This window comes from Streptomyces sp. WG5, assembly GCF_049974565.1.
Taxonomy (GTDB): domain Bacteria; phylum Actinomycetota; class Actinomycetes; order Streptomycetales; family Streptomycetaceae; genus Streptomyces.
This window is the reverse complement of the sequence record NZ_JBNGGC010000005.1, coordinates 182,270-207,351: the sequence shown is the minus strand read 5'-3', so window position 1 is coordinate 207,351 and position 25,082 is coordinate 182,270. Positions and strand designations below refer to the sequence as shown.

The window sequence follows — 25,082 nt, the reverse complement described above, 5'->3', positions numbered from 1 at the left end:
GTACGATTCTCTGATGTCTTTGCCCAAAGCTGAACTGCACCTCCACATCGAAGGCACCCTGGAGCCCGAGCTGGCCTTCCAGCTGGCCGCCCGCAACGGTGTGCCCCTGCCTTACGCGGACACGGACGCGCTGCGCGAGGCGTACCGGTTCGAGGACCTCCAGTCCTTCCTGAACCTGTACTACGAGCTCATGGCCGTCCTGCGCACCGAGCGGGACTTCGAGGACCTCGCGAACGCCTACCTCGCCCGTGCCGCCGCGCAGGGCGTGCGGCACGCGGAGATCTTCTTCGACCCGCAGGCGCACCTCGCCCGGGGCGTGGAGATGGGCACGGTGGTGGAGGGCCTGTGGCGGGCGCTCGGCGGCAGCCGGGAGAACCACGGCGTCTCCACCCGGCTGATCATGTGCTTCCTGCGCGACGAGTCCGCCGAATCGGCGCTGGAGACCCTCGACGCGGCCAAGCCGTACCTCGACCGGATCACCGGTGTGGGCCTGGACTCGGCCGAGGTGGGCCATCCGCCGGTCAAGTTCCGCGAGGTGTACGAGGCCGCCGCCGCCCTCGGCCTGCGCAGGGTCGCGCACGCGGGCGAGGAGGGGCCGCCGGAGTACGTCGTCGAGGCCCTGGACGTCCTCGGCGTCGAGCGGATCGACCACGGCCTGCGCTCGGTGGAGGACCCGGCACTGGTCGAGCGGCTGGTGCGCGATCGCGTCCCGCTGACCCTCTGCCCGCTGTCCAACGTCCGGCTGCGCACGGTCGACACCCTCGCCGGCCACCCGCTGCCCGCGATGCTCGACGCGGGCCTCATGTGCACGGTCAACTCCGACGACCCGGCCTACTTCGGCGGCTACGCGGGCGACAACTTCGACGCCGTGCGCGAGGCCCTCGGCCTCACCGAGGAGCGGCTGCGGGAGCTGGCCCGCAACTCGTTCCTCGCCTCCTTCCTGGAGGACGACGAGGAACTGCGGGCGCGGTACATCGCCGAGGTGGAGGCGTACGAGTTCCCCTCCGCGTGACGCGGCCCTTCCCCGCGTGACTCACCCCGTCCCGGACCCCGGCGTGGCCGCCGACTGCCGGGGTCCCGCCGTGTCGTAGGCACGACGGAGGGGGACGGCCGGCGCGTCCACGGGGATCTCCACGACCGGCTGCTCCGCGGCACCGACCTCGGGTACGGCACCGCTGGGCGTGCCGGTGGCGGCGGCGACCAGGGCGGCCGGGGCGCCACCGCGGCGGCGGATCGCGCCGGGCAGCAGCGGACGCCCGCCGGTGTGCAGGGCGACGGCGGTCATCGGCGCGGCGACCAGCAGCAGACCGGCGCCGAGGACCAGGCCCATGACCGGATATCCGGCCTGCGCCGACAGCGCGGTGCCGGTCAGCGGCCCGGCCGCCGTGCCCAGCGAGGACGCCGACCCGACGAGCACCGCCCAGCGCCCGCGCGGGTCGAGCGAGGCGGCGAGGCCGATCAGGTACGACAGGACCACCGGGTACAGCGTGTTCCACGCGATCTCCCCGGCCGCGAAGGCCGTGGGGGTGGTCGCGGACGCGGTCAGGACGATGCAGCCGGCGATGACCACGGTCCCGGCCCCGATGGGCATCGCACGCCCCAGCCGCGGCCCGAGCGCACCCGCCACCAGCACGCCCACGAGTCCGGCGCCCAGCGCGGCGGCGAGGACGGCCCCGAGGGCGGCGTCGCCCAGACCCGCCTGCGTCAGCCCGATCCGGCCGCTGACGCCCCACAGGGAGTTCTGCGCGAGGGACCAGCACAGCACGGTGGCGGCGAGGACCAGCCCGGAGCGGCGGCGGGGGAGCGGGGCGGTGGTGCCGGTGCCGGGCGCGGCCGGTGACGTGGCCGTCCCGCCCGGCAGCCGGCCGGTCAGCGGCCACACCGCGAGAGCGGTCAGGGCGATCGCGGCCAGCGGCAGTCCGTGCGCCCGGCCGAGCTGCGGCACCGTCAGGTACACCGCGCCGGCCAGCGCGGACACGCTCAGCAGCCCCAGCGTGGAGGCGCGGTGCGGATCGTGCTCGGCGGCGATCCGGGTGGCGGCGACCGTGGTGGCCGTACCGGAGCCGAAGCCGCCCAGGACCACGCCGGCGACGACGGCGGGCACGGCGGTGGTCAGCGAGGCGGCGCCGTAGCCGAGCGCGGCCAGGACGAGGCCGAACCGGGCCAGCGTGCGGGCGCCGGTCCGCTGCACCCGGGAGGCGAGCAGCAGGCCCGCGGTCGCCGAACTCAGCAGCAGCGCACTGCCGACGGCACCCGCCTGTGTGGTGGTCAGCGCGAGGCCGGTGTCGAGTCTGCCGACGGTGGTGGGCAGCAGATACGGAGGAAGGTACCCGGCCGTGAAAAGGGCGACGAGGGGCCAGGGTGCGGTGCGGGGGGCGAACACGGGCGTTCCCAGGGCATGCGGAAGGAGGGTGGGGAGGGGAGGGGGCGACGACCGTCGACGAACGGAACGCGCGGGCAATTTGTATCAAGCGCGGGGAGCCGTGAAACAGATGAGACGATGTGATCTACATCACATATATGTTTGTCGGTTTCGGTCCTGGGTAGCCGAGAACGCCACCTCCGGTGAGCCGACCCGCCCCCGGCCGGAATCGCGGCCTCCGTCCCGGCCCCGGCCTCCCCCGTCCCCGCGACGATCCGCCGCCTGACACCCCCGGCGCGAACGCCGCCGCACGGTCGGCGGCGTGGTGCACACTGGCGGGGTCCGCACCATGCCAGGGAGCGCACCGTGCCAGCCTCCACCGCGTCCACCGCATCCGACGTGCCGGCGTCCACCGCCTCCGCCGCGTCCGCCGCGTCCACCGCCTCCGGCGTCCCGGCCATGCCCGTCGTGCCGGCCGACGAGAGAACACACCGCCACGTCCCGGACGAGGCGTCGCACCACCAGCCGCACATCGATCCCCTCGCCGCCCTGCGCACCCCGCAGGACCCGCCCTGGGACGTGTACCTGACCGGCACCGTCTTCCTCGACGTCGTCTTCACCGGGCTCGACTCCGCCCCGGTGCGCGGGACCGAGTCGTGGGCGCGCGGGATGGGGTCGAGCCCGGGCGGCGTGGCGAACATGGCGACCGCGCTGGCCCGCCTGGGCCTGCGCACCTCGCTGGCGGCAGCCTTCGGCGACGACCACTACGGCGACTACTGCTGGGATGCCCTCGCCCAGGGCGAGGGCATCGACCTGACCCCTTCGCGCACCGTGCCCGGCTGGCACTCGCCGGTGACCGTCTCGATGGCGTACGAGGGGGAGCGCACGATGGTCTCCCACGGCCACGAGCCGCCGCCGGAGGAACCGTCCCCCGCCTGCCCGCCCCGCGCCCGCGCCGCCGTCGCCTCCCTCACGCCCGGCGTCCGCGCCCCCTGGATCGCGCAGGCCGCCGCGCGGGGCACCCGTGTCTTCGCCGACGTCGGCTGGGACGACACCGGCGCCTGGGACCTGGCGGGACTGCCCGACCTCGCGCACTGCGAGGCCTTCCTGCCGAACGCGGCCGAGGCGATGCGCTACACGGGCGCCGGCTGTCCCCGCGCCGCCGCGCACGCCCTGACCGAGCACGTGCCGCTCGCCGTGGTCACCCTCGGCGCGGACGGCGCCTACGCGGTGGACCGGCGTACGGGGGAGAGCGCCGAGGTCCCGGCCATCGAGGTGGAGGCCCTGGACCCGACCGGCGCCGGGGACGTCTTCGTCGCCGGTTTCGTCACCGGCACCCTGGCCGGCTGGCCGCTGGCCGACCGCCTCGCCTTCGCGGGCCTGACCGCGGCCCTCTCCGTCCAGGAGTTCGGCGGCTCCCTGTCCGCGCCCGGCTGGTGCGAGATCGCGACCTGGTGGCGCAAGGTCCAGTCGGTCGAGAGCCAGGACCCGACGGCCCTCAGCCGCTACGCCTTCCTGGCCGGCCTGGTCCCCGACGACCTGCCCGGCTCGTGGCCCCTGCGCCGCGCGGTCCCGACCATCGGCTTCCGCCCCCCGGCCTGACCGGCCACGCCGCCGGAACGGCTGCCGGCGGCCCCCGGAACCCGAGCCGCCGCAGCCGCTCCGGGTCGCGCCGCCGGTCCTCGGCGACCTTCACGCGCAGGTCCGGGCTGTGGGCCGGTGTGCGGCTGCCGCCGTGTGGCAGGCCTGTCGGGCGGGGCCCCGGGTGTCCCGGCCGGCCGGGCTCCGGGGGCGGGTCAGAACCCGAGCCGCCGCAGCTGCTTCGGGTCGCGCTGCCAGTCCTTGGCGACCTTCACGTGCAGGTCCAGGAAGACCGGTGTACCGAGCAGCGCCTCGATCTGCTTGCGGGACTTGATGCCGACGTCCTTCAGGCGCTTGCCCTTGGGGCCGATGATGATGCCCTTCTGGCTGGGACGCTCGATGAAGACGTTGGCGTGGATGTCCAGGAGCGGCTTGTCGGCGGGGCGGTCCTCGCGCGGGAGCATCTCCTCCACGACCACCGCGATGGAGTGCGGCAGCTCGTCCCGTACGCCCTCCAGCGCGGCCTCCCGGATCAGCTCGGCGACCATGACCTGCTCGGGCTCGTCGGTCAGGTCGCCCTCGGGGTAGAGCGCGGGGCCCTCGGGCAGCAGCGGGGTCAGCAGGTCCGCGAGCAGGTCCACCTGCTGGTTGCCGGTGGCCGAGACGGGGACGATCTCCGCCCAGGTGATCCCCAGCTCCTGGCCGAGCTGGTCGATCGCGATCAGCTGCTCCGCCAGGGTCTTGGAGTCCACCAGGTCGGTCTTGGTGACGATCGCGACCTTCGGCGTCTTCTTGATCCCGGCCAGTTCCTTGGCGATGAAGCGGTCACCGGGGCCCAGCTTCTCGTTCGCCGGCAGGCAGAACCCGATGACGTCCACCTCGGCCCACGTCGTCCGCACGACGTCGTTGAGCCGCTCGCCGAGCAGCGTGCGCGGCTTGTGCAGCCCCGGGGTGTCCACCAGGATCAGCTGCGCCTCCGGGCGGTGCACGATGCCCCGCACGGTGTGCCGGGTGGTCTGCGGACGGTTCGAGGTGATCGCCACCTTCTGCCCGACCAGAGCGTTCGTGAGGGTGGACTTGCCCGCGTTGGGGCGGCCCACGAAGCAGGCGAAACCGGCCCTGTGGACAGCTTCGGCCGACTCTTCGGATGACTGGGTACGAACGCTCATGGCGCCCATTGTCCCTGATCCCCGGAGCGTCGCCGTACCACCCGCCCTGCTGCCGGCGGAACGGCCGGGCCCCGGCCGCCCCCGGGTGAGGGGCCCCGGGTGAGGGGGTGGCCGGGGCCGGGGTGTCAGCCGAGGGCCTTCACCTTGCTCAGTCTGCGACGCCACCAGGACACCGGCTGGCACCTCCACCCCGAGCAGACCGGCGGCATCCCCGACCTTGGAACGCATGCTCCAGTTCCTGGAGCAGCGGCGTTCCCAGTCGTCCTAGCCCGGCCCCGGCCCCGGGGGCGGCGAGCGTCAGCCCGCGCTCGTCGTCCCCCGTACCGTCCCGTCCGGCGCGGCCACCAGTACCGGCGTCTCAGGGCCACCCAGGTCCCGAACCGCCGCCCGGTCCTCCTCCGCCGCCGAGTCGGATTCGGTCACCACCGCCGCCGCCTCCAGCGACTTCGCGCCGGACGCCACCGCCATCGCCACCGCCGTGCGCAGGGCGCTGAGCTTCAGGGAGTCCAGGGCGACCGTGCCGGCCACGTACGTGCGGCCGGTCTCGTCGCGTACGGCGGCGCCCTCGGGGACGCCGTTGCGGGCCCGGGCCGAGCGGGCCAGGGTGACGATCTTGCGGTCCTCGGGAGCGAGGTCGGGAGTCTCGGTCATGGGGCGAGCATACGTAGCGCCGCCACCCGCCCGGCCGTCAGGGACGGTCGAGGCGGAGACGCTCCGCGCGCGGCAGGCCGGCGACGACCAGGTCGTACGAGTCCTCGACCAGCTCCCGGACGAAACGGTCCGGGAGCGCGCCGGACCGTCCGCCATCGGGCCCGCTGCCCACGGTCACCGTGTTCCAGTGCCGCTTGTTCATGTGCCAGCCGGGGACGATCAGCCCCGGGTGGTCACCGCGCAGCCGGATCGCGTCGTCCGGGTCGCACTTCAGGTTGACCGTGAGCGGGCGTCCGTCCAGGAAGGACAGCGCGAACATCTTGCCCAGCACCTTGAAGACCGAGATCTCCGGGCCGAAGGGGAAGTCCTCCACCGCGGCGTTGAAGGACAGGCAGAAGTCGCGCAGCTCCCCGGGGGTCATTCCGGCACGGCCTCCTCGGCCGGTTTCACCGCGCCCACCGGCTCCACCAGCACCGTCACGATCTTGTTCCGGCGGCCCGCCGCGGCCTCCGCCGTCAGCCGCAGTTCGCGGCCGTCGGGCAGTTCCACGATCGACGAGGCACCGGCGATCGGTACCCGGCCCAGGGCCTTCGCCAGCAGGCCGCCCACCGTCTCGACGTCCTCGTCGTCGAACTCCTCCAGGCCGTACAGCTCGCCCAGGTCGCCGATGTCGAGGCGGGCGGTGACCCGGAAGCGGTCCTCGCCCAGCTCCTCGACGGGCGGGAGCTCCCGGTCGTACTCGTCGGTGATCTCGCCGACGATCTCCTCCAGGATGTCCTCGATGGTGACGATGCCCGCGGTGCCGCCGTACTCGTCGATGACGACGGCGACGTGGTTGCGTTCCTTCTGCATCTCGCGCAGCAGGTCGCCGGCGTTCTTGGTGTCGGGCACGAAGAACGCCGGCCGCATGGCCGTGGAGAGGAGGTCGCTCTCCGCCTCCCGGCTGATGTGCGTCCGGCGGACCAGGTCCTTCAGGTACACGATGCCCACGATGTCGTCCTCGCTGTCACCGGTGACCGGTATCCGCGAGAAACCGGAGCGCAGGGCGAGGGTGAGCGCCTGCCGGATGGTCTTGTAGCGCTCGATGACGACGAGGTCGGTCCGCGGGACCATGACCTCCCTCACGAGCGTGTCGCCCAGTTCGAACACCGAGTGCACCATGCGGCGCTCCTCGGCCTCGATCAGGGACTCCTTCTCGGCGTAGTCGACCAGCGCGCGCAGCTCCGCCTCGGAGGCGAAGGGGCCGCGGCGGAAGCCCTTGCCGGGGGTGAGGGCGTTGCCGATGAGGATGAGCAGCGACGGGATCGGGCCCATGATCCGGTCCAGCGGCACCAGGACGTACGCCGCCGCGGTCGCGGTGTTCAGCGGGTGCTGGCGTCCGATGGTGCGCGGGGAGACCCCGACGGCCACGTACGACAGGAGCACCATCACCGCGATGGCGATCACCAGTGCCTCGCCGGTGCCGTCGAACTGCTTCAGGCAGGCGTACGTGACCAGCGCGGCGGCCGCCATCTCGCAGGCGACGCGGACCAGCAGCGCCACGTTGAGGTAGCGCGTCGGGTCGGCGGCGACCTTGGCGAGCTTCTCGGCGCCGCGCCGCCCGGACCGTACGGCCTCCTCGGCGCGGAAGCTGGAGACCCTCGCGAGCCCCGCCTCCGCGCACGCGGCGAGCCAGGCGACCACCACCAGGGCGACCGCGCCGGCGATGAGCGGGAGGCTCATGAGACGGTCGGGGCCGGGGACGGGCCGGTCAGGCCCTTCTCCGCACGCCAGCCGTCCACGATGGCGGCCTGCAGGCCGAACATCTCGGCCTTCTCGTCCGGCTCCTCGTGGTCGTAGCCGAGCAGGTGCAGCACCCCGTGGACGGTGAGCAGCTGGAGCTCCTCGTCCATGGAGTGCCGCGTCGGTGCCTCGGTGCCCTGCCTGGCGGCGACCTCCGGGCAGAGGACGATGTCGCCGAGCAGCCCCTGCGGCGGCTCGTCCTCGTCCTTCGCCGGCGGACGCAGCTCGTCCATCGGGAAGGACATGACGTCCGTGGGACCCGGCAGGTCCATCCACTGGACGTGGAGCTGCTCCATGGCGTCGGCGTCCACGACGATCACCGAGAGCTCGGAGAGCGGGTGGATGCGCATCCGCGCGAGCGCGTAGCGGGCGATGTCGAGGATCGCCTGCTCGTCGACCTCGGTTCCGGACTCGTTGTTGACGTCGATCGACATGGTCGTGCTGGTCTACTTCCCCTTGGCCTTGGCACCGTGTTTCCCGTGGCCCTTGTGACCGCCGTTCTCGGTGCCGTTCCTGCTGTCGTACTGCTCGTACGCGTCGACGATACGGCCCACCAGCTTGTGCCGGACGACGTCCTGCGACGACAGCCGGGAGAAGTGGACGTCGTCGACGCCCTCCAGGATGTCCTGCACCTGCCGCAGACCGGACTTCGTGCCGCCGGGCAGGTCGACCTGCGTCACGTCACCCGTGATCACGATCTTCGAGTCGAAGCCGAGGCGGGTGAGGAACATCTTCATCTGCTCGGGGCTGGTGTTCTGGGCCTCGTCCAGGATGATGAAGGCGTCGTTGAGGGTGCGGCCCCGCATGTAGGCCAGCGGCGCGACCTCGATCGTCCCCGCCGCCATCAGCCGCGGGATCGAGTCCGGGTCGAGCATGTCGTGCAGCGCGTCGTACAGCGGGCGCAGGTACGGGTCGATCTTCTCGTAGAGCGTGCCCGGCAGGAAGCCGAGCCGCTCGCCGGCCTCGACCGCCGGGCGGGTCAGGATGATGCGGTTGACCTGCTTGGACTGCAGGGCCTGCACCGCCTTGGCCATCGCCAGGTAGGTCTTGCCGGTGCCCGCGGGGCCGATGCCGAAGACGATGGTGTGCTTGTCGATCGCGTCGACGTACCGCTTCTGGTTCAGCGTCTTGGGGCGGATCGTGCGGCCGCGCGAGGACAGGATGTTCTGCGTGAGCACCTCGGCCGGGGTCTCCTGGCCGTCGCTCTCCCCGTTCTCGCTCGCCTTGAGCATGGCGATCGAGCGTTCCACTGCGTCCTCCGTCATCGGCTGCCCGGTGCGGAGCACCAGCATCATCTCGTCGAACACGCGCTGTATGAGGGCGACGTCATGGGTGTCGCCGACCGCGCTGATCTCGTTTCCCCGGACGTGGATGTCGGCCGCCGGGAAGGCCTTCTCGATCACGCGCAACAGGGAGTCGCCTGATCCCAGCACGGTCACCATGGGGTGCTGGGCGGGGACGGTGAACTGTGCTCTCGCCTGTCCCTGCGCGAGGGTGTGAGCTGAGGGTGTCTGAGTCATGGGCCGGCGCTCGAGGCCTGCACATCCTCCTCTGCGGCGTGCGCCGCGTGACGGGTGTGGTCTGCTCCCTCCAGCGTACGACTCCCCGCCGACAGCGCCGAGGCCTTTTATCCGACCGGTACTGCCGTGCTTGCCCGGCCGCTGCCCACGCGCCCGCCCCGCCGGTGCTCCCCGCCCGTCCGGCCGGTCCTCCCCGCCCGCCCCGCCGGTGCCCTGCGCCCGCCCGGCCGGCACTCACCGTTGCGCGCGGATCACGTCCCGGAACCAGCCGTACGGTGCCTTGGGCGTGCGCCTGCCCGCCCCGAAGCCGACGTGCACCGGCCCGGACCGGCGCGCCTACCGTCCGTGATCCGTGATCCGTCCCGGTTCGGACGCGAAGACGTCCCCCACGCACGGTCCCCGCGTCTCCACCGCGCCCTCGGTCCGGCGCGCCCCGCAGGCAGCCGTCCGGGGGCCGGGGACCGGGGTACGGGGACCGTCACCGTGCTCGGACCGGTCGCCGCGCGCGGATCGCCCGTACCGCCGGTGAGGGACGTCAACACCCCTCGTGCGCGGGCGGTGTCACGCCCCCTCCTTCAGTACCCGCGAGATCAGCCTCCGCTGTTCCTCCGTCAGCCGGGGATCGGCGGCGTACACCGTCCTCCCGTCCACGGTGATCTGGTAGCTGAACCCGTCCGGCACCCCGACGGGGGGCGTGCCCCGTCCGTCGGCGACCGCCCGTTCCGCCAGGGCGTGCCACTCGGCCGCGTCGGGGCGGCCCGTGGTGTCGACCTCCGCGTGGCGTTCGATGCCCGCGAAGCCTCCTGTGCGCCTCACCTGAATCCGCATGGGTCCGTGTCTAGTACGGAACTACAGCGTGCGCACCCCGACCTGCTCCCAGGCCTTGCGCACCGCCTCCAGTTCGTCGGCGTCGCCGTAGCGCTCCCGGGCGGCCTTCACGGTCAGTGTCGCGAAGTCCGTGAACGACGCGTCCTGCGCCACCTCGCCGCCGGTCAGCACGTCGTACCAGACCTGTCCGGCCCGCTCCCAGGCGTTGCCGCCGAGCTCGGTGGCGACGAGGTAGAACGCGTGGTTGGGGATGCCGGAGTTGATGTGGACGCCGCCGTTGTCGCGGCCGGTGCGCACGTAGTCGTCCATCGTCGCGGGCTGCGGGTCCTTGCCGAGGACGTCGTCGTCGTACGCCGTGCCCGGCGCCTTCATGGAGCGCAGCGCCACCCCGGTCACGCGCGGGGCGAGCAGCCCGGCGCCGATCAGCCAGTCGGCCTCGGCGGCGGTCTGGCCGAGCGAGTACTGCTTGATGAGGGCGCCGAAGACGTCGGACACCGACTCGTTGAGGGCGCCGGGCTGGCCGTAGTAGGTCAGGTTGGCGGTGTGCTGGGTGACGCCGTGGGTCAGCTCGTGGCCGATCACGTCGAGGGGGATGGTGAAGTCGAGGAAGATCTCCCCGTCCCCGTCGCCGAAGACCATCTGCTCGCCGTTCCAGAAGGCGTTGTTGTACTCGCGGTCGAAGTGCACGGTCGCGTCCAGCGGCAGCCCGCCGCCGTCGATGGAGTTGCGTCCGTAGACCTTGAGGAAGTGCTCGAAGGTGGCGCCGAGTCCCGCGTAGGCGCGGTTCACGGTGGCGTCCTGGCCGGGCTCCTCGCCCTCGCCGCGCACCTTGCTGCCGGGCAGGTCGGTGCCGTGCCGGGCGTCGTAGATCGTGCGGTGCGGCTTGTCGGGCTCGGCGTCGGCGCGCGGGGCGACGGTGGGGGCGCCGATGACGGTGGTCAGCGAGCGGTGGGTGCGCTCGAAGGCGTCGCGCTGGAGGGTCCGGCGGGCGGGTCCGGCGAGCACGGGGTCGTCGTGCTGGGCGAGCTTGTCGAGGACGTGGGGCGGCACGATGGTGCAGAAGACGGGCTCGAAGCCCCCGGATGTCGTCATGTCCGAAACCCTCGCACTGTGTGACGTCACTGTCACTACCCGCAACCACGATTGGTGAAAAGCGGCACCAAGGAGGCCTCCCGGCCACCGGTGAGTGGTATACGGCACTTTTTGTCCCGGTTCCCGCCGTGGTCCCGCATACTGATACGGACCCACGCGGGCGGTGTGGCTCGGCTAGGCTGCCGGGCATCATGCGTTTCGGGCTGCTTCTCCTTAGCTGCCGCGGCGAGGGCCTGTAAGAGGCCGACTCCCTCCCCGCGGAGCTTGGTGGTGCCGTCGGCCGTCCTTCCGGAACACGCGGACGTCGCGGACGTCCCGCACACCGCGGACATCACGAGGAGCCCACGCCATCATGGCCAACCGTCAGCAGCCCAGTTCCATGCCGACCGCCAAGTACCGCGGGTACGAGCAGGTCGGCATCGCCGACCGCACCTGGCCCGACCGGCGCGTCACCACCGCCCCCCGCTGGCTCTCCACCGACCTGCGCGACGGCAACCAGGCGCTGATCGACCCCATGTCGCCCGCCCGCAAGCGCGCGATGTTCGACCTGCTGGTCAAGATGGGCTACAAGGAGATCGAGGTCGGCTTCCCCGCCTCCGGCCAGACCGACTACGACTTCGTACGCTCCATCATCGAAGAGCCCGGCGCCATCCCGGACGACGTGACGATCTCCGTACTGACCCAGGCCCGCGAGGACCTGATCGAGCGCACGGTGGAGTCCCTGAAGGGTGCCAGGCGGGCCACCGTCCACCTGTACAACGCCACCGCCCCCGTCTTCCGCCGCGTCGTCTTCCGCGGCTCGCGCGACGACATCAAGCAGATCGCGGTCGACGGCACCCGTCTGGTCATGGAGTACGCGGAGAAACTGCTGGGCCCCGAGACGGAGTTCGGCTACCAGTACAGCCCCGAGATCTTCACCGACACCGAGCTGGACTTCGCCCTGGAGGTCTGCGAGGCGGTGATGGACACCTACCAGCCCGGCCCGGGCCGCGAGATCATCCTCAACCTGCCCGCCACGGTGGAGCGTTCGACGCCGTCCACGCACGCGGACCGCTTCGAGTGGATGGGCCGCAACCTCTCCCGCCGCGAGTACGTCTGCCTGTCCGTCCACCCGCACAACGACCGCGGTACGGCGGTGGCGGCGGCCGAACTGGCGCTGATGGCCGGCGCCGACCGCGTCGAGGGCTGCCTGTTCGGGCAGGGCGAGCGCACCGGCAACGTCGACCTGGTCACCCTGGGCATGAACCTGTTCTCGCAGGGCGTCGACCCGCAGATCGACTTCTCCGACATCGACGAGATCCGCCGCACGTGGGAGTACTGCAACCAGATGGAGGTCCACCCGCGCCACCCCTACGTGGGCGACCTGGTCTACACGTCCTTCTCCGGCTCCCACCAGGACGCCATCAAGAAGGGCTTCGACGCCATGGAGGCCGACGCGAAGGCCAAGGGCGTCACCGTCGACGACATCGAGTGGGCGGTCCCGTACCTGCCGATCGACCCGAAGGACGTCGGCCGCTCCTACGAGGCGGTCATCCGCGTCAACTCGCAGTCCGGCAAGGGCGGCATCGCCTACGTCCTGAAGAACGACCACAAGCTGGACCTGCCCCGCCGGATGCAGATCGAGTTCTCGAAGATCATCCAGGCCAAGACGGACGCCGAGGGCGGCGAGATCACGCCCACCGCCATCTGGGACGTCTTCCAGGACGAGTACCTGCCCAACCCGGACAACCCCTGGGGCCGCATCCAGGTGGCCAACGGCCAGACCACGACCGACCGCGACGGCGTCGACACCCTCACCGTCGACGCCACCGTCGACGGCGAGGAGACCACCCTGGTCGGTACCGGCAACGGCCCGATCTCGGCGTTCTTCCACGCACTGCAGGGCGTCGGCATCGACGTACGCCTGCTGGACTACCAGGAGCACACGATGAGCGAGGGCGCCTCCGCGCAGGCCGCGTCCTACATCGAGTGCGCCATCGGCGACAAGGTCCTGTGGGGCATCGGAATCGACGCGAACACCACGCGTGCCTCGCTGAAGGCGGTCGTCTCCGCCGTCAACCGCGCTACTCGCTGACCAGCCGAATCGGCGGTCCGGGGCTCCGTTCGCCGGAAAGCGGCGGGCGGAGCCCCCGTCGTATACCGGCCATCTCCACGGGCAGGTCACGGAAAGGTCTCGTCCCGGGTACTGACTCCACGTCGGTGATGTGGCTAACATCACGCCAGGGCGACGATGCTGTCGCGCGGTTACGGAGGTGCGACGTGCTGCCTGGACAGGGACGGAACGGCCGAGCTGCCCGGCTGTCACGCATGCTGGGCACGCGCACCGCGTGGACACCCGTCGGGGACGGCGAGTTCTTCTGCCCCGGCTGCGGGGGCGACCGCAACTACCAGCGGCTCACCGGCCGCCGCCGCTTCACCCTGCTCGGCGTGCCCGTGCTGCCGCGCGGCGAGTCCGAGCCCACCGTCGAGTGCGCGTCCTGCCGCCGCCACTACGGCACCGACGTCCTCGACCACCCGACCACCACCCGCTTCTCCGCGATGCTCCGCGACGCCGTCCACACCGTCGCCCTCGCGGTCCTGACCGCGGGCGGCACCTGCTCCCGTACGTCACTGGAGACGGCGGCCGTCGCGGTCCGCGCCGCCGGCTTCGAGGACTGCACCGAGGACCAGCTGAACGCGCTGGTCGAAGCGCTGGAGGCGGACACCGGCCGGGTCCGCGGGGAGCCCTGCGTGCCCGGCCTGGCCATAGAACTGCACGAGGCCCTGGACCCGCTGGCCCCGCACCTCGCCACCGTCGGCCGCGAGTCGATCCTGCTCCAGGGCGCCCGCATCGCCCTGGCCGACGGCCCCTACACCCCCGCCGAACGCGACACCCTCGCGACGGTCGGCGCGGCCCTCACCCTCTGCTCCGACGACGTGGCCCACCTCCTGGAGTCGGCGAGCATGCCCTCGTAGCCCCCGCCCTGCTACCCGGGAATGTCCAGGCGCATGATCTGGCGGTGCATGCCCGGGCCGAAATAGTCGGGGCGAAGGCCGCCGTCGGGTTCCTCGGGGCGAAAGCCCAGGGAGCGGTAGAGCAGGATGGCGGCGAGGTTGGCGGGTTCCACCGTGAGCCGGACCACCCCTATGCCGTCCCGGCGCAGCCGGCTCAGGACCTCCGTCATCAGCTCCCGGCCCAGCCCGTGCCGGCGCCGGTCCTGGGTGACGCACAGGCCGAGGATCCAGCTGTCCCCGCCGAGCGCCCGGGTGGCGGCGAGCACGTAGCCGCGCAGCCGGCCCGTTCCGTCGTCGAGCACCAGGAAGTGCTCCTCGTACATGTCGAAGAGCTGGCGCAGGAGGAAACCGGGATAGGCGACCTCCTGGAAGACCTCCTCGTCGAGCCGCCGCAGTTCGGGCAGGTCGGACTCCCGGGCCGTCCGCAGGACCAGTGGCAGGGTGTCCGGGTACGGCTCCCCGGGGAACTGGTCGTGGCGGTCCAAGGAGCGTTCCAGCGGTTCGGCGGTCATGCAACCCCCAGTCAGGACGTGCGGACGTCAACTCGACGACACCGGCGGCGCGCCCGAAGGAATGAGACCTCGTGTGGCGGCCGGTGGCTCCTTCTGGCTAGAGTGAGCTTCCAACTTCCCCTGTGCAAGGGCGAGTTCGGGTGTGCGACGGTGCGCCGGACGTGCACCCGACGGAAGAGGACTGGCGTGTTCCCGGCTGTCTCGACGTTTCCTGGTGGCTTACCGTGCACGACACTGGGGCTTGTCCGGAATCGAATGGAACGCGGCAGGGTGACTATGGATCGCAACGCCGACGCACCTTGGTCGCAATTCGATCCAGAGGTGTATGTCGACAACAACTACCGGACGCCGCTCGAAGTCGATCTGCTGATCGTCCGGTTGATGCGCGACTACTTCGGCCGCTGCTTCGCCGGGGGCGCTCCGGAATCGGTGCGGGGCGTCGACGTCGGCGCCGGCGCGAATCTCTACCCCGCGCTCTCCATGCTGCCCTGGTGCGAGAAAGTGCTGCTGCTCGAATACGCGCACCCGAACGTCGAATACCTGGAGAAGCAGGTCTCCCCGGGCGGGTACGACACCGCCTGGGACGCGTTCTGGGAGGTGCTGAGCGAGTCGCCCGCCTACCGTGCCGTCGAACCGAAGAACCTGGTCAGCGAGATCATCCGGGTGGAGCGCGGCAACCTCTTCGACCTGGAGGAAGGGAACCGGCGCTGGGACCTCGGGACGATGTTCTTCGTCGCCGACTCGATGTCCGAGTGCCCCGACGAGTTCCACCGGGGCGTGCGGTGCTTCATGAACGCGCTCAGCGGAGGCGCGCCGTTCGCCGCCGCGTTCATGAAGGAGTCGCTCGGCTACCGCGTCGGTGAACACGACTACCCGGCCTACCGGGTGAACGAGGACCGGGTCAGGGAGAGCCTGGAACCGTACACCGGAGAGCTGGAGATCCACGATCTGCACCACGTGGTGCGGCCGGGACACGAGGGAATGCTTCTCGCCCTGGGACGGCGCAATCCGGAGATTGCCACCCCGTAGGAACGGGGACCATGCTGAACACAGGGCAACGAGATCTGTACGAGGGGTGCGGGGATGCAGATCAAGCCACGCCAGCATCTGCTGGACATCTGGCAGGCCATGGCCCGTCATTCGTTCGACGACGGGAAACTCCTGTGGGGGGGCGGCGACGGGCTGAGCAGCGTCGCGGACGCCGAACGCCTGCTCTGCCTCCTGTATCCGGCCACCGAGGTCCCCGCCTTCCGGCTGGACCAGCCGGACACCACCGAACGGGACGTCCTGCGCGCCCTCGACCGGGTCGGCAGCCGGCTGGAGATCCCGCCCAACCTGATCACCGCGCTGACCCAGTTCATGCGCACCCACACCGGGACGGACGACAGCCCCACCTTCGCCGGCGGACACTACTTCCGGCCCGCCGAGCCCGGCGGTGAGATCACCCACGAACAGAGCCAGCTGGGCGTGGTCGACTCCTACTCCATGTCCGTCACGCTCTGCCTCGCCACCCTCGGTTTCCTCAAGGTCTACGAGGGCACCACGACCCGCCCCGAGGTGCGCAGGGCGATCAGCGAGCTGAGAGAGGCCACGAACGCCCGGCTGACCGCGGCCATGGTCAGTCTGCTGCGCTCCTTCACCGTCAACGTCTTCGACGCCGAGTCCGAACAGGGCAAGCGGCTGATCGAGGTCGTCGGACAGGGCAGACAGTCCGACCGGGCCGTCCTCAGGCAGTTCTCGCGCAGGTTACGCCCCCTGCGCGCCACCATCATCGAGAGCCTCAGCCGCGGCATCGAGGTCGACGAGGGCATCCGCGACGAGAGCCAGCTCTTCGAGTGCGGCTGGGCCTGGGGCGTCGTGCAGGACGCCCCGGAGATCACCGACCTGAGCACCCCGGTCCCCGGCCAGCCCGCCGGCATCGCCGACCGGCTGCCCTACGTGTACTTCACCGTCGTCGCCCTCGACGGCATCCAGGACCTGTTCTCCGACCGCACCCTCACCCTCGGCCTGCTCGACGCCGACCAGCAGGTACTCGCCGAGGCACTGCGCCTGCGCTGGGAGCTCAGCCAGCAGTACTGGTCCGCGATCGCCCGCTTCGGCACCGAGCGCTGGCCCCTGGAGGACCTGCCCTGGCAGACCACCGGTCTGCGCCTGGAGTCCGAGTACTTCTCCCTGACCGTCGCGGCCATCCTCGTCCACGACCTGGTGCGCCGGAAGGCGACCGACGACGACCTCACCCGCACCGTCGCCATCATGGAGCGCCTCGCCGACCGAGGCCGGGTCACCAGCCGGATGACCAGGGAGGACCCCGTCATCCGGCTGCACAACCCCGGCGTCACCATGCCGCTCGCCGGGTCCGAGCGCTCCGGCGGGCTCCTCATGTGGCGGATGACCGACTTCTCCGCCCAACTCCTCAAGCGGACCATCCAGCTCGCCGAACTCTCCCGGAACATCGGCGCCCAGGACCGGCTGCTGCGCCTCGCCGAGCAGGCCTTCGAGCACCTGTGGAAGCGGCGGATCGACGAGGAGGACGGCGCCGGCCTGTGGGACAACGTCCGGGCCGTCTACCCGGACGCGCGCAACGTCGGCCTGCGCATGTCCTGGAGCATCACCGAGCGCGTCACCGAATGCCTCGTCGCCGCCCGCAACCTGTACGAGCAGCAGCCCATCCGCAGCCCCGAACTCGCCGAGCTGGCCCGCGAACTGCTCAGCGAGGCCACCCACCTGTTCGGCAAGGAGCAGCTGGAGGCCTCCGCCGCCGCCGACGGGAGCAGAGCCCGGGCCATGCGGAGCATCGAGAGCCGCCTCGACCACGCCCGCAGCCTGGTCGACGACCGGCCCGCCACCGCCTTCGCCCTGGCCCTGCCCGTGCTCCAGGAACTCGACACCCTGGCCCAGGCCAGGGGTGCCGCCGCGCAGGAGGTGTGAGTGTGCTCGTCTTCGCCGCCTCCGACAAAGGAGGCACGGGGCGCTCGGTGACCAGCGCCAACCTGGCGTACCAGCGTGCCCTCACCGGCGACCACGTGGCCTACGTGGACTTCGACTTCGGCTCGCCCACCGCCGCCGCCGTCTTCGACGTGCCCGGCGCGATGCGCGGCACCGAGGAACGCGGCCTCCACTCCTACCTGGAGGGCGAGGTCGCCGAGCCGGTCAGGATCGACGTGTGGCGGCAGACCGAGCACCCCCTGCTGCGCGCCCGCCCGAACCAGTCCGGCCGCCTGGTCCTGTTCCCCGGCGACGCCGGCGGCGGCGAGTTCGCCATCGGCGAGGAGGCCCTGGAGCGGTGCATCGACCTGCTGCTGCGGATCAACGGCGAGTTCGACGTCACCGTCGTCGACCTCAGCGCCGGCCGCAGCTACGCCGTCGACATGGTCCTCGCGGCCACCGCCCACCCCCGGATGCGCAACGTCCCCTTCCGCTGGCTGGTCTTCCACCGCTGGACCCGGCAGCACGTCATCGCCGCCTCGGGTCTCGTCCACGCGGACCACGGCATCGTCGGCGGAGGCGTCGAACGCGGGCACGACGAGGAGAACCTGCTGGCCGCGATCCGCTTCGTGCGGGCCGCCGTGCCCGACCCCGAGTCGCCGCTGTGGTCCCAGGGCTCGCCCGCCCAGGCCGCCTGGATGCAGGCCTGCGACGAGGCGCTGCGCCGGCTCGCCGCCGAGCACCGCATCGGCGACAGCGTCGTCCTCGGCGTCGTACCGCTGGAGCCCATTCTCCAGTGGCGGGAGCAGCTCATCACCGAGGAGGACGTGCTCTCCACCCAGATCGCCAACAAGGAGACCCTGGAGGCGCTGGAGGAGATCGCGCGGCGCCTGACGGACGACTCGCACTGGGGGCGGCCATGACGGACGCGGTGTTCCGGGAGACCGCCGCCGAGCCGCGCACCCAGTCGGTGCCGCTGGCCCACCTCTCCCTGGAACTGGGCCACCTCTACATGGAGGACTTCGAGGCCGGGCCCGAACGCCTGCGCCGGCACTTCACCGAAGTACGCCCCTGGGTGGAGGCGGCCCGCGCCGCCGCCACCGCCCGGGCCGGCGGCAAACGCGCCCGGATCAGCACCTGCTTCCTCATCGACGACTACTTCACCCGCTTCTCCACGCCCGCCGCGGTCGTCCCCATGCTGCTCGCGGAGGCCGAGCGGGCCGGGCTGACCATCGACTACCTGGCCCGCGAGTCCGGCTGCGCCACCGCCGGCAAGGTGCCCGTCGCCGAGGCGGTGGCCGGCCGTATCGTGGAGTCCCCGCCGCCCGGCAGCTACGGCCTTCGGCCGCCCGCCGCGCAGACCGGCTGGCTCGCCAACGGCGAACGCAGCCCCGTCGCCCGCGCCCCGCAGGCCATGAAGCGGGCCGTCGAGTGGCAGCCGCCCAAGGAGACCGCCGCCCGTCGCCACTCCGTCTTCCTCGACGTCGAACTGTGGAGCGACGACGCCGACGGGCACCGCACCTGGTCCTGCCCCTTCCTCGCCGCCGTGTGGCAGCTCGCCCGCCTGGGACTGCTGCGCCACGAGGGGGAGGCGGTCCTCGTCCCCCAGCCGCACACCGTCGCCGGCTTCCCCGACGACTGGGACGAACTGCCCTGCCTGCTCCGGCTCAACGACCGCGCCGACCCCTTCTCCGCCTACCGCACCTGCTCGGTCCTGCCCACCCGCTTCCTGCCCGTCGAGCACGCCGTCCGCGTGATCCTGGACCAGACCGAGGTCGACCCGGGAGCGCTGGCACAGGTCGCCGACCGCTCCGGACGGGAGCGCACGGCCGTCCCCGACTCGGTCGCCGACCGCATCTCCTACGTGTACTACTCGGGGCTGTGACATGGCGCCGGGAGAGATCTCACCGCGCGCCGTGCTCGCCTGCGGCGAGGTCCGCACCTGCCTGCTGCCCGCCCGGCAGGCCCTCGACATCCGGGCCGCCGCCCAGCTCCTGGCCCTGCGCGCCGACGAACGGGTGCTGACCTCCGAGCGCCCGAGCCTCTACGCGCGTTCCCCCGACACCCTCACCGGCGTCGACTGCCCGCTGCCCAGCGCCAACGGCGCCCGGATCCGCGCGGTCGGCACCGTCGCCGCACGGGCCGCGCTCACCGAGGGCCGCGTCCTGCAGACCTCCGCCCGCTTCCGCGTCCCCGCCACCGGCCCCGACCAGCGACGACCGTGGGGCGAGTACCTGGTACGCCCCGGCATGGTCGAGCCGCTCGGGAAGCTGCCCCACGAGGCGGTCGCGCGGGGCGTGCTCGACGGCGGACGCCACGGCGACCTCGACGCCGGACTGATCGCCGACGGGCTGCTGACCCGGCTGCTGCGCCACCCCCTGCTCGACCAGCGCCCGCCCTTCCGGTCCCGACCCACCCGGCTGCGCTGGGCCGCGCTGCCCGCGCATCCGGGAGACGGCCCGTCCATCGAACGGTTCACCCTCGCCGAGGACGAGCTGCGCACCGTCCGCCTCCGGGTGCCCGAGGGCACCCCCGCCGACGGCCTCGCCGCACTCTGCGAGGACCTCGCCCTGCACGACTGGCTGCTCACCACCGTGGTCCGCATGCTCGACGGCGTCCGCCTGGGCACCACGGCCGCCCGGGACGCCGGCGCCGTCGTCCGCACCCTGCGCCCGGCCGTCGACCACCTGCTGCACCTGTGGATGCCACGGGCCCGGGTGGGTCCGGAACTGGCCCCGCTGTGGGACCCGCTGGAGGAGCGGCCCGGCTTCACCCGGCAGTGGCGGACGCTGGTGCAGCGCATCCGGGACCAGCTCACCCTGCACGCCATTCCCGCACCCCACCAGGAGGTGGAACCGGTCCCCTGACCGGGGCGCCGACGCCTCCGACGCACATCCCCGCACCCCGATCGACCCCGATCCGACGCGTATCCCAACGGGGGGAGAAGCGAGATGAGCACGGCACAGTCATCCCGACCCGACGACACGAACCGCTCGCCCGGCCCGGCAGCCCTGAGGGGGGAGTCCCCCTGGGCGCGCATGCTGCTGATCTCCCTGGTCGTCGGCGCCCTCTTCTGGGGCGTCACGGCACTGCTGGGCCCCGACGACGGAACACCACAGCAGTTCGCGGCCGCCGTGCTCTGCGCGGGCGCGGCGATGCTCGTCCAGTACGTCATCGGCCTGGCCCCGCGTCCGGGGCACGCCCGGCTGGAGGAGCACACCCGCCGGGTGGAGAGCGCCCTGGCCGAGAACACCGCCGCCGTACGGGAGGGCCTGAACCGCTACGACGACGAGCTGAAGTCCGGGCTGACCCGGCACACCCAGGACGTGAAAGAGCTGGTCGAGACCCACGTCGCGCAGGCCGACCACGGGGGCGCCGAGGCCCGCCCGCTGGTCCCGGTCCGCATCGACAGCGTGCCCGACCTGGCCAAGGGCTTCGCCGACGTCCTGCTGCCGGAACCCTCGATCATGCACACCTTCGTCCACCTGGAGATGGCGCGGGTCGTCGGCCACATGGCGGACCTCACCAACCTGACCACCGAGTGCCCGGGCGAGAACCACGACTGGATGCTCACCCTCACCCGCGCCGCCGAGCAGTCCATCTGCGCCACCAGCACCTCCGTCGACCGGGAGTTCTGGAACAGCGAACCCGCGGGCCGCTACCTCGACGCCCAGCAGACGGCGATCGACGAGCAGGGCGTGTCGGTGCGCCGGCTGTTCCTGCTGGAGAGCGCGCGCGAGCTCGACGACCGGCTGCTGCGGCTGTGCGAGGAGCAGGAACTGCGGCGCATCGACGTACGCGTGGCCGTCCTGCCCGAGCTGCCCCCGCACCTCCAGCGCGGCACCACGAACGACTTCATCCTCTACGACGAGGAGGTGTCGTTCGAGATCGAGCAGGACCTGCGCGACGTCAACGTCCGCACCCGGCTCACCGCGCGCCAGGATTACGTACGGGACCGGCTGAAGCGCTTCAGGGAACTCTGGGACGCGGGCATGGGCCTGCGTGAGCTGGAGGTGCGGGTCGACGCCGAGCAGGACGGCAACTGGATGGTCGACCGGGCCTGACCGCCCCCTTCGGGTACTCCCCGGGGAGTAACGAGGGTTCCGCGTCACCCCGGGAGGTAGCCGCCGACTCGCTCTCGCGCCCGACGTATCGGCGTCCCGCCGGCGGAAGTCTGGAGACCGACCCAGACATCCGACCGGAGGGGAGCCCGTCACATGGGGGCAGCAAGGACAGGCGCGGGGACGAGCGGGGGGCGACGCCGGGCCGTGCCCTGGCTGGTGCTCGGACTGTGGATCGCCGTACTGGCGATCGCCTCGCCGTTCGCGTCGAAACTCTCGGACGTGCAGCGCGACCGCGCCGTCGACTACCTGCCGGCGAGCGCCGACTCGACCCAGGTCGCGAAGATCCAGGACCGGCTGCCGGGCGGCGAGGCCACCGAGATGGTCGTCGTCTACCACCGCGACGCCGGACTGACCGCCGCCGACAAGGCCACCGCCGCCGACCAGATCGCCGAGATCGCGGGCGCGCACCGGCTGACCGGCCGCCCGGCCGGCATCCCGTCCGAGGACGGCACCACACTCATGTACCCGGTCGCCTCCACCGAGCCCGGCCAGGACGAGGAGGCCCGCGACGCCCTGGTCAACGCCGTACGGGACGTCGCCGAGGGCGGCGACGGGCTGAGCGTCGAGGTCGGCGGCGCGGGCGCCCTCACCACCGACGCCGCCGAGGTCTACAACTCCCTCGACGGCCCGCTGCTCTACACCACGGCCGCCGTCGTCGCCCTCCTGCTGATCCTCATCTACCGCAGCCCGTTCCTGTGGCTGGTCCCGCTCGCCGTCGCCGGGATCGCCGACTACCTCTCCATGGGAGTCGCCTACGGCCTCAACCAGGGGTTCGGCACCTCGGTCTCCGGCCAGAGCACCGGCATCATGACCATCCTCGTCTTCGGCGTCGGCACCGACTACGCGCTGCTGCTCGTCTCCCGCTACCGGGAGGAACTGCGCCGCATCGAACGCCCCTACGACGCCATGACCGCCGCCCTGCGCGGCTGCGGCCCCGCCGTGCTCGCCTCCTCCGGGACCGTCGCCGCCGGACTGCTGTGCCTGCTCGCGGCCGACCTCAACTCCAGCCGGGGCATGGGCCCGCTCGGCACCGTCGGCGTGCTGTGCGCGCTGGCCGCCATGCTGACCCTGCTCCCCGCGGTCCTGGTCCTGCTCGGCCGCCGCGTCTTCTGGCCGCTCGTACCCCGCTACGGCAGCACGCCCAAGGCCCGCAGGTCGCTGTTCACCGCGATGGGCAGCTCCGCGGAACGCCGGCCCCGCGCCGTCCTCGTCGGCGGCGCCCTCCTGCTCGGCGCGCTGGCCCTCGGCTCGCTCAACCTGCCCGGCGACCTCAAGCAGGAGGACACCTTCACCACCAGGCCCGAGGCCATCGCCGCCATGGAGACCCTCGCCGCCGCCTACCCGGAGCGCGGCACCCAGCCCATCACCGTCATCGCCCCCACCGACCGCGCCGACGCCGCCCTCGCCGAGGCCCGCGACACCCGCGGTGTCGAGAGCGCGGAGACCGGCCGCAGCGGCGGCGGTTGGACCGAGCTGACGGTACTGGCCTCCGCACCGCCCCAGTCGGCGGCCGAGACCGCCACCATCGAGGAGCTGCGCGACCGGCTCGACGGCTCCTACGTCGGCGGCCCCAGCGCCCAGCAGGTCGACCTGGAGGAGACCAGCGCCCGGGACACCGTCATCGTCGTCCCGATCGTGCTGCTGTCGGTCCTGCTGATCCTGGTGGTGCTGCTGCGCTCGCTGGTCGCGCCGCTGATCCTGGTCGCCGCCGTCGTCGCCGTGTGGGGCGCGGCCCTCGGCATCGGCGGGCTCGTCTTCGGCCCCGTCTTCGGTTTCGAGGGCACCGACCCGGGCCTGGGCCTGCTGTCCTTCGTGTTCCTGGTCGCCCTCGGCGTCGACTACGGCATCTTCCTGATGCACCGCATGCGCGAGGAGTCCCTGCACGGCGCCGAACCGACGCGGGCGGCGCTCACCGCGCTGCGCACCACGGGCGGTGTCATCGCCTCCGCCGGGCTCGTCCTCGCGGCCACCTTCGCGGTGCTCACCAACATGCCGATGGTGCAACTCGTCGAGCTGGGCTTCGTCATCGCGGTCGGTGTCCTCCTCGACACCTTCCTCGTCCGCACCTACCTGGTGACCAGCGCGAGCGTCGTCCTGCGGCGCCGGGTGTGGTGGCCGGGCCGGCTGTCCCGGGCGCCCGAGGAGGAGCCCGTGCCGACGGGGGACCGGGAGCCCGCCGGTGTCTGAGGTGCCCGACGACCGGAGTGCGCCCCTCCTCTCCCGGAGGGGCGCGTCCGTCGCGGAGGATGGGCGCGTGCAGGCAACCACTCCGGCAGCGTCCCGGCCGTCCCGCCCCGGTGAGCGGATCATGGCCGCCATCAACCGCGACCCGCGCACCGCCCCGCACCGGGACCGCAACGACGCCGTGCTCGCCGTGTTCCTCGCCGCGGCGGCGGCCTGCATCGCGCTGCTCACCGACGAGGGCCGTCGCCCGGACGCGGTGGGCTGGACACTGCTGCTCGTCGCCCACGTGCCGCTCGTGCGGCGCAGGCACCGTCCCCTGCTGGTGCTCTGCCTGGTGGCCGCTCCGGTCGCCGGCTTCCACGCCCTCGACCACAACCACTCCGCGCCCGGCCCCGCGACCGTGACGGCCCTCTACACACTCGCGGCGACCGGCACGGTGCGCCGCACCCTGGTCGTCGGCTCCGCCGTCATCGGCGTGGGGCTGAGCATGAACGCCGTCACCAACCCCGACGGCATGGTCGAGCTGCTCCGGATCACCGGCTGGGTCGTCGCCGTCCTGTTCTGCGGCATCGACGTCCGCTTCTACCGGCACTACGTCGCCTCCATCGTCGAACGCGCCGAGCGCGCCGAACGCACCCGCGAGGAGGAGGCCCGGCGCCGTGTCGCCGAGGAGCGCCTGCGTGTCGCGCGGGACCTGCACGACCTGCTCGCGCACAGCATCACCCTCATCGGCGTGCAGACCTCCGTCGCCGCCCACGTCCTGACCGCCGACCCCGAGCGCCTGGACCGGGCCGCCGTCGCCAAGGCCCTCGACGACATCGCCGAGACCTGCCGGAGTGCGCGCGGCGAACTGCGGACCACGCTGGAGGTCCTCCGGGAGAAGGACGCCCCCGACGCCCGCGGCCCGCTGCCCGGACTGCACGGCCTGCCCGACCTGGCCCGGGCCGCCCGGCTCGCCGGAGCGCGGGTGGACCTGTCGGTGCGCGCCGACGACGTCCCGCCCGCGGTCGGCGCCGCCGCCTACCGCATCGTGCAGGAGGCGCTGACCAACGCCGTACGCCACGCGGGGCCGGAACCGTCCGTCCGCGTCGAGGTGCACGCCGGGCGGGGCGCCCTGCGCCTGTCCGTGACCGACGACGGGACCGGCCCCGACCCCGACGGCACCCCCGGCTTCGGCCTCGTCGGCATGCGCGAACGCGCCCGCAGCGTGGGTGGCACACTCGACGCCGGGCCGCGGGGCGGGGGTGCCGGCGGCTTCGGGGTGAGGGCCGTGCTGCCGGTCCCCACGGCATCCCCAGCACCTTCGGCGCCCGCCGCCGCACCCCTGACGACCGCGACCCCGCAGAGAGACGGCTGAC

At 72.4% G+C, this 25,082-nt stretch carries 22 protein-coding genes; 12 read left to right on the top strand and 10 right to left on the bottom strand.

What is annotated here, in order from left to right; all coding sequences use genetic code 11:
• The first annotated feature begins 13 nt into the window (after positions 1 to 13).
• Positions 14 to 1,012 carry an adenosine deaminase gene (locus tag ACP4IX_RS07470; protein WP_426555047.1) on the top strand — a complete coding sequence of 333 codons (999 nt, stop codon included), beginning with the start codon at positions 14 to 16 and terminating at the stop codon, positions 1,010 to 1,012.
• 21 nt (positions 1,013 to 1,033) lie between these two features.
• On the opposite strand, the gene ACP4IX_RS07465 is transcribed toward ACP4IX_RS07470, so the two are convergent.
• Positions 1,034 to 2,383, bottom strand: a complete 1,350-nt coding sequence (locus ACP4IX_RS07465) for an MFS transporter (protein ID WP_426519760.1) — start codon at positions 2,381 to 2,383, stop codon at positions 1,034 to 1,036.
• Between the two features lie 438 nt (positions 2,384 to 2,821).
• On the opposite strand from ACP4IX_RS07465, the gene ACP4IX_RS07460 reads away from it, so the two are divergent.
• On the top strand, positions 2,822 to 3,964 hold the full coding sequence (locus ACP4IX_RS07460; RefSeq protein ID WP_426555081.1) for a carbohydrate kinase family protein: 1,143 nt from the start codon (positions 2,822 to 2,824) through the stop codon (positions 3,962 to 3,964).
• 194 nt (positions 3,965 to 4,158) lie between these two features.
• Here the strand turns inward: ACP4IX_RS07460 and era are convergent, their stop codons facing one another.
• The 8 genes from era to ACP4IX_RS07420 all read right to left on the bottom strand — a co-directional run bounded on the left by era (position 4,159) and on the right by ACP4IX_RS07420 (position 10,985).
• Positions 4,159 to 5,112: a GTPase Era gene (gene era, locus ACP4IX_RS07455; protein ID WP_345625763.1), complete on the bottom strand. Its 954-nt coding sequence runs from the start codon at positions 5,110 to 5,112 to the stop codon at positions 4,159 to 4,161.
• 297 nt (positions 5,113 to 5,409) lie between these two features.
• Positions 5,410 to 5,763 carry a cytidine deaminase gene (locus ACP4IX_RS07450; protein WP_426555046.1) on the bottom strand — a complete coding sequence of 118 codons (354 nt, stop codon included), beginning with the start codon at positions 5,761 to 5,763 and terminating at the stop codon, positions 5,410 to 5,412.
• 37 nt (positions 5,764 to 5,800) lie between these two features.
• Positions 5,801 to 6,184 (bottom strand): MmcQ/YjbR family DNA-binding protein, encoded by a 384-nt coding sequence (locus tag ACP4IX_RS07445; RefSeq protein WP_426555045.1) that lies wholly within the window; start codon positions 6,182 to 6,184, stop codon positions 5,801 to 5,803.
• Positions 6,181 to 7,485: a hemolysin family protein gene (locus ACP4IX_RS07440; protein ID WP_426555044.1), complete on the bottom strand. Its 1,305-nt coding sequence runs from the start codon at positions 7,483 to 7,485 to the stop codon at positions 6,181 to 6,183. The genes ACP4IX_RS07445 and ACP4IX_RS07440 overlap by 4 nt, the downstream gene beginning before the upstream one ends.
• Positions 7,482 to 7,979 carry an rRNA maturation RNase YbeY gene (ybeY, locus tag ACP4IX_RS07435; protein WP_426519752.1) on the bottom strand — a complete coding sequence of 166 codons (498 nt, stop codon included), beginning with the start codon at positions 7,977 to 7,979 and terminating at the stop codon, positions 7,482 to 7,484. The genes ACP4IX_RS07440 and ybeY overlap by 4 nt, the downstream gene beginning before the upstream one ends.
• Before the next feature lie 12 nt (positions 7,980 to 7,991).
• A complete protein-coding gene (locus ACP4IX_RS07430; RefSeq protein ID WP_426519750.1) occupies positions 7,992 to 9,065 on the bottom strand; it encodes a PhoH family protein in 1,074 nt (357 codons plus the stop codon).
• Between the two features lie 561 nt (positions 9,066 to 9,626).
• Positions 9,627 to 9,893, bottom strand: coding sequence for a protealysin inhibitor emfourin (locus ACP4IX_RS07425; protein ID WP_426519748.1), 267 nt, complete (start codon positions 9,891 to 9,893; stop codon positions 9,627 to 9,629).
• A gap of 21 nt (positions 9,894 to 9,914) precedes the next feature.
• Positions 9,915 to 10,985: a M4 family metallopeptidase gene (locus ACP4IX_RS07420; RefSeq protein ID WP_426519746.1), complete on the bottom strand. Its 1,071-nt coding sequence runs from the start codon at positions 10,983 to 10,985 to the stop codon at positions 9,915 to 9,917.
• Positions 10,986 to 11,337: 352 nt separating this feature from the next.
• Between ACP4IX_RS07420 and leuA the strand changes: the two genes are divergently transcribed.
• Complete coding sequence (gene leuA / locus ACP4IX_RS07415) at positions 11,338 to 13,059, top strand: 2-isopropylmalate synthase (protein ID WP_426555043.1); 1,722 nt, start codon at positions 11,338 to 11,340, stop codon at positions 13,057 to 13,059.
• A 185-nt stretch (positions 13,060 to 13,244) separates the two neighbouring features.
• Complete coding sequence (locus ACP4IX_RS07410) at positions 13,245 to 13,940, top strand: TerB family tellurite resistance protein (RefSeq protein ID WP_426519742.1); 696 nt, start codon at positions 13,245 to 13,247, stop codon at positions 13,938 to 13,940.
• Positions 13,941 to 13,951: 11 nt separating this feature from the next.
• Here the strand turns inward: ACP4IX_RS07410 and ACP4IX_RS07405 are convergent, their stop codons facing one another.
• Positions 13,952 to 14,491 (bottom strand): GNAT family N-acetyltransferase, encoded by a 540-nt coding sequence (locus ACP4IX_RS07405; protein WP_426519740.1) that lies wholly within the window; start codon positions 14,489 to 14,491, stop codon positions 13,952 to 13,954.
• Between the two features lie 255 nt (positions 14,492 to 14,746).
• On the opposite strand from ACP4IX_RS07405, the gene ACP4IX_RS07400 reads away from it, so the two are divergent.
• The 8 genes from ACP4IX_RS07400 (at position 14,747) to ACP4IX_RS07365 (ending at position 25,081) form a co-directional block, all read left to right on the top strand.
• The gene (locus tag ACP4IX_RS07400; protein ID WP_426519738.1) at positions 14,747 to 15,520 is read left to right on the top strand and encodes an SCO2525 family SAM-dependent methyltransferase; all 774 of its coding nucleotides are present in this window, start codon (positions 14,747 to 14,749) and stop codon (positions 15,518 to 15,520) included.
• 54 nt (positions 15,521 to 15,574) lie between these two features.
• Positions 15,575 to 17,419 (top strand): SCO2524 family protein, encoded by a 1,845-nt coding sequence (locus ACP4IX_RS07395; RefSeq protein WP_426519736.1) that lies wholly within the window; start codon positions 15,575 to 15,577, stop codon positions 17,417 to 17,419.
• A gap of 2 nt (positions 17,420 to 17,421) precedes the next feature.
• Positions 17,422 to 18,339: an SCO2523 family variant P-loop protein gene (locus tag ACP4IX_RS07390; RefSeq protein WP_426519885.1), complete on the top strand. Its 918-nt coding sequence runs from the start codon at positions 17,422 to 17,424 to the stop codon at positions 18,337 to 18,339.
• Complete coding sequence (locus ACP4IX_RS07385) at positions 18,336 to 19,301, top strand: SCO2522 family protein (RefSeq protein ID WP_426519734.1); 966 nt, start codon at positions 18,336 to 18,338, stop codon at positions 19,299 to 19,301. Before ACP4IX_RS07390 ends, ACP4IX_RS07385 begins: the two co-directional genes overlap by 4 nt.
• Position 19,302: 1 nt before the next feature.
• Positions 19,303 to 20,283 (top strand): SCO2521 family protein, encoded by a 981-nt coding sequence (locus ACP4IX_RS07380; RefSeq protein ID WP_426519732.1) that lies wholly within the window; start codon positions 19,303 to 19,305, stop codon positions 20,281 to 20,283.
• An 84-nt stretch (positions 20,284 to 20,367) separates the two neighbouring features.
• Complete coding sequence (locus ACP4IX_RS07375; protein ID WP_426555042.1) at positions 20,368 to 21,480, top strand: hypothetical protein; 1,113 nt, start codon at positions 20,368 to 20,370, stop codon at positions 21,478 to 21,480.
• A 153-nt stretch (positions 21,481 to 21,633) separates the two neighbouring features.
• Positions 21,634 to 23,727 (top strand): MMPL family transporter, encoded by a 2,094-nt coding sequence (locus tag ACP4IX_RS07370; RefSeq protein WP_426555041.1) that lies wholly within the window; start codon positions 21,634 to 21,636, stop codon positions 23,725 to 23,727.
• Between the two features lie 67 nt (positions 23,728 to 23,794).
• Positions 23,795 to 25,081 carry a sensor histidine kinase gene (locus tag ACP4IX_RS07365; RefSeq protein WP_426555040.1) on the top strand — a complete coding sequence of 429 codons (1,287 nt, stop codon included), beginning with the start codon at positions 23,795 to 23,797 and terminating at the stop codon, positions 25,079 to 25,081.
• The last annotated feature ends 1 nt before the right edge of the window (position 25,082 follow it).

What these genes read in the sequence shown, in the direction of transcription:
- ACP4IX_RS07470 (WP_426555047.1), top strand. Translation starts at nt 14, where the DNA reads ATGTCTTTGCCCAAAGCTGAACTGCACCTCCACATCGAAGGCACCCTG.
- ACP4IX_RS07460 (WP_426555081.1), top strand. Translation starts at nt 2,822, where the DNA reads ATGCCCGTCGTGCCGGCCGACGAGAGAACACACCGCCACGTCCCGGAC.
- era (WP_345625763.1), bottom strand. Translation starts at nt 5,112, where the DNA reads ATGAGCGTTCGTACCCAGTCATCCGAAGAGTCGGCCGAAGCTGTCCAC.
- ACP4IX_RS07450 (WP_426555046.1), bottom strand. Translation starts at nt 5,763, where the DNA reads ATGACCGAGACTCCCGACCTCGCTCCCGAGGACCGCAAGATCGTCACC.
- ACP4IX_RS07445 (WP_426555045.1), bottom strand. Translation starts at nt 6,184, where the DNA reads ATGACCCCCGGGGAGCTGCGCGACTTCTGCCTGTCCTTCAACGCCGCG.
- ACP4IX_RS07440 (WP_426555044.1), bottom strand. Translation starts at nt 7,485, where the DNA reads ATGAGCCTCCCGCTCATCGCCGGCGCGGTCGCCCTGGTGGTGGTCGCC.
- ybeY (WP_426519752.1), bottom strand. Translation starts at nt 7,979, where the DNA reads ATGTCGATCGACGTCAACAACGAGTCCGGAACCGAGGTCGACGAGCAG.
- ACP4IX_RS07430 (WP_426519750.1), bottom strand. Translation starts at nt 9,065, where the DNA reads ATGACTCAGACACCCTCAGCTCACACCCTCGCGCAGGGACAGGCGAGA.
- ACP4IX_RS07425 (WP_426519748.1), bottom strand. Translation starts at nt 9,893, where the DNA reads ATGCGGATTCAGGTGAGGCGCACAGGAGGCTTCGCGGGCATCGAACGC.
- ACP4IX_RS07420 (WP_426519746.1), bottom strand. Translation starts at nt 10,985, where the DNA reads ATGACGACATCCGGGGGCTTCGAGCCCGTCTTCTGCACCATCGTGCCG.
- leuA (WP_426555043.1), top strand. Translation starts at nt 11,338, where the DNA reads ATGGCCAACCGTCAGCAGCCCAGTTCCATGCCGACCGCCAAGTACCGC.
- ACP4IX_RS07405 (WP_426519740.1), bottom strand. Translation starts at nt 14,491, where the DNA reads ATGACCGCCGAACCGCTGGAACGCTCCTTGGACCGCCACGACCAGTTC.
- ACP4IX_RS07400 (WP_426519738.1), top strand. Translation starts at nt 14,747, where the DNA reads ATGGAACGCGGCAGGGTGACTATGGATCGCAACGCCGACGCACCTTGG.
- ACP4IX_RS07395 (WP_426519736.1), top strand. Translation starts at nt 15,575, where the DNA reads ATGCAGATCAAGCCACGCCAGCATCTGCTGGACATCTGGCAGGCCATG.
- ACP4IX_RS07385 (WP_426519734.1), top strand. Translation starts at nt 18,336, where the DNA reads ATGACGGACGCGGTGTTCCGGGAGACCGCCGCCGAGCCGCGCACCCAG.
- ACP4IX_RS07380 (WP_426519732.1), top strand. Translation starts at nt 19,303, where the DNA reads ATGGCGCCGGGAGAGATCTCACCGCGCGCCGTGCTCGCCTGCGGCGAG.
- ACP4IX_RS07375 (WP_426555042.1), top strand. Translation starts at nt 20,368, where the DNA reads ATGAGCACGGCACAGTCATCCCGACCCGACGACACGAACCGCTCGCCC.
- ACP4IX_RS07370 (WP_426555041.1), top strand. Translation starts at nt 21,634, where the DNA reads ATGGGGGCAGCAAGGACAGGCGCGGGGACGAGCGGGGGGCGACGCCGG.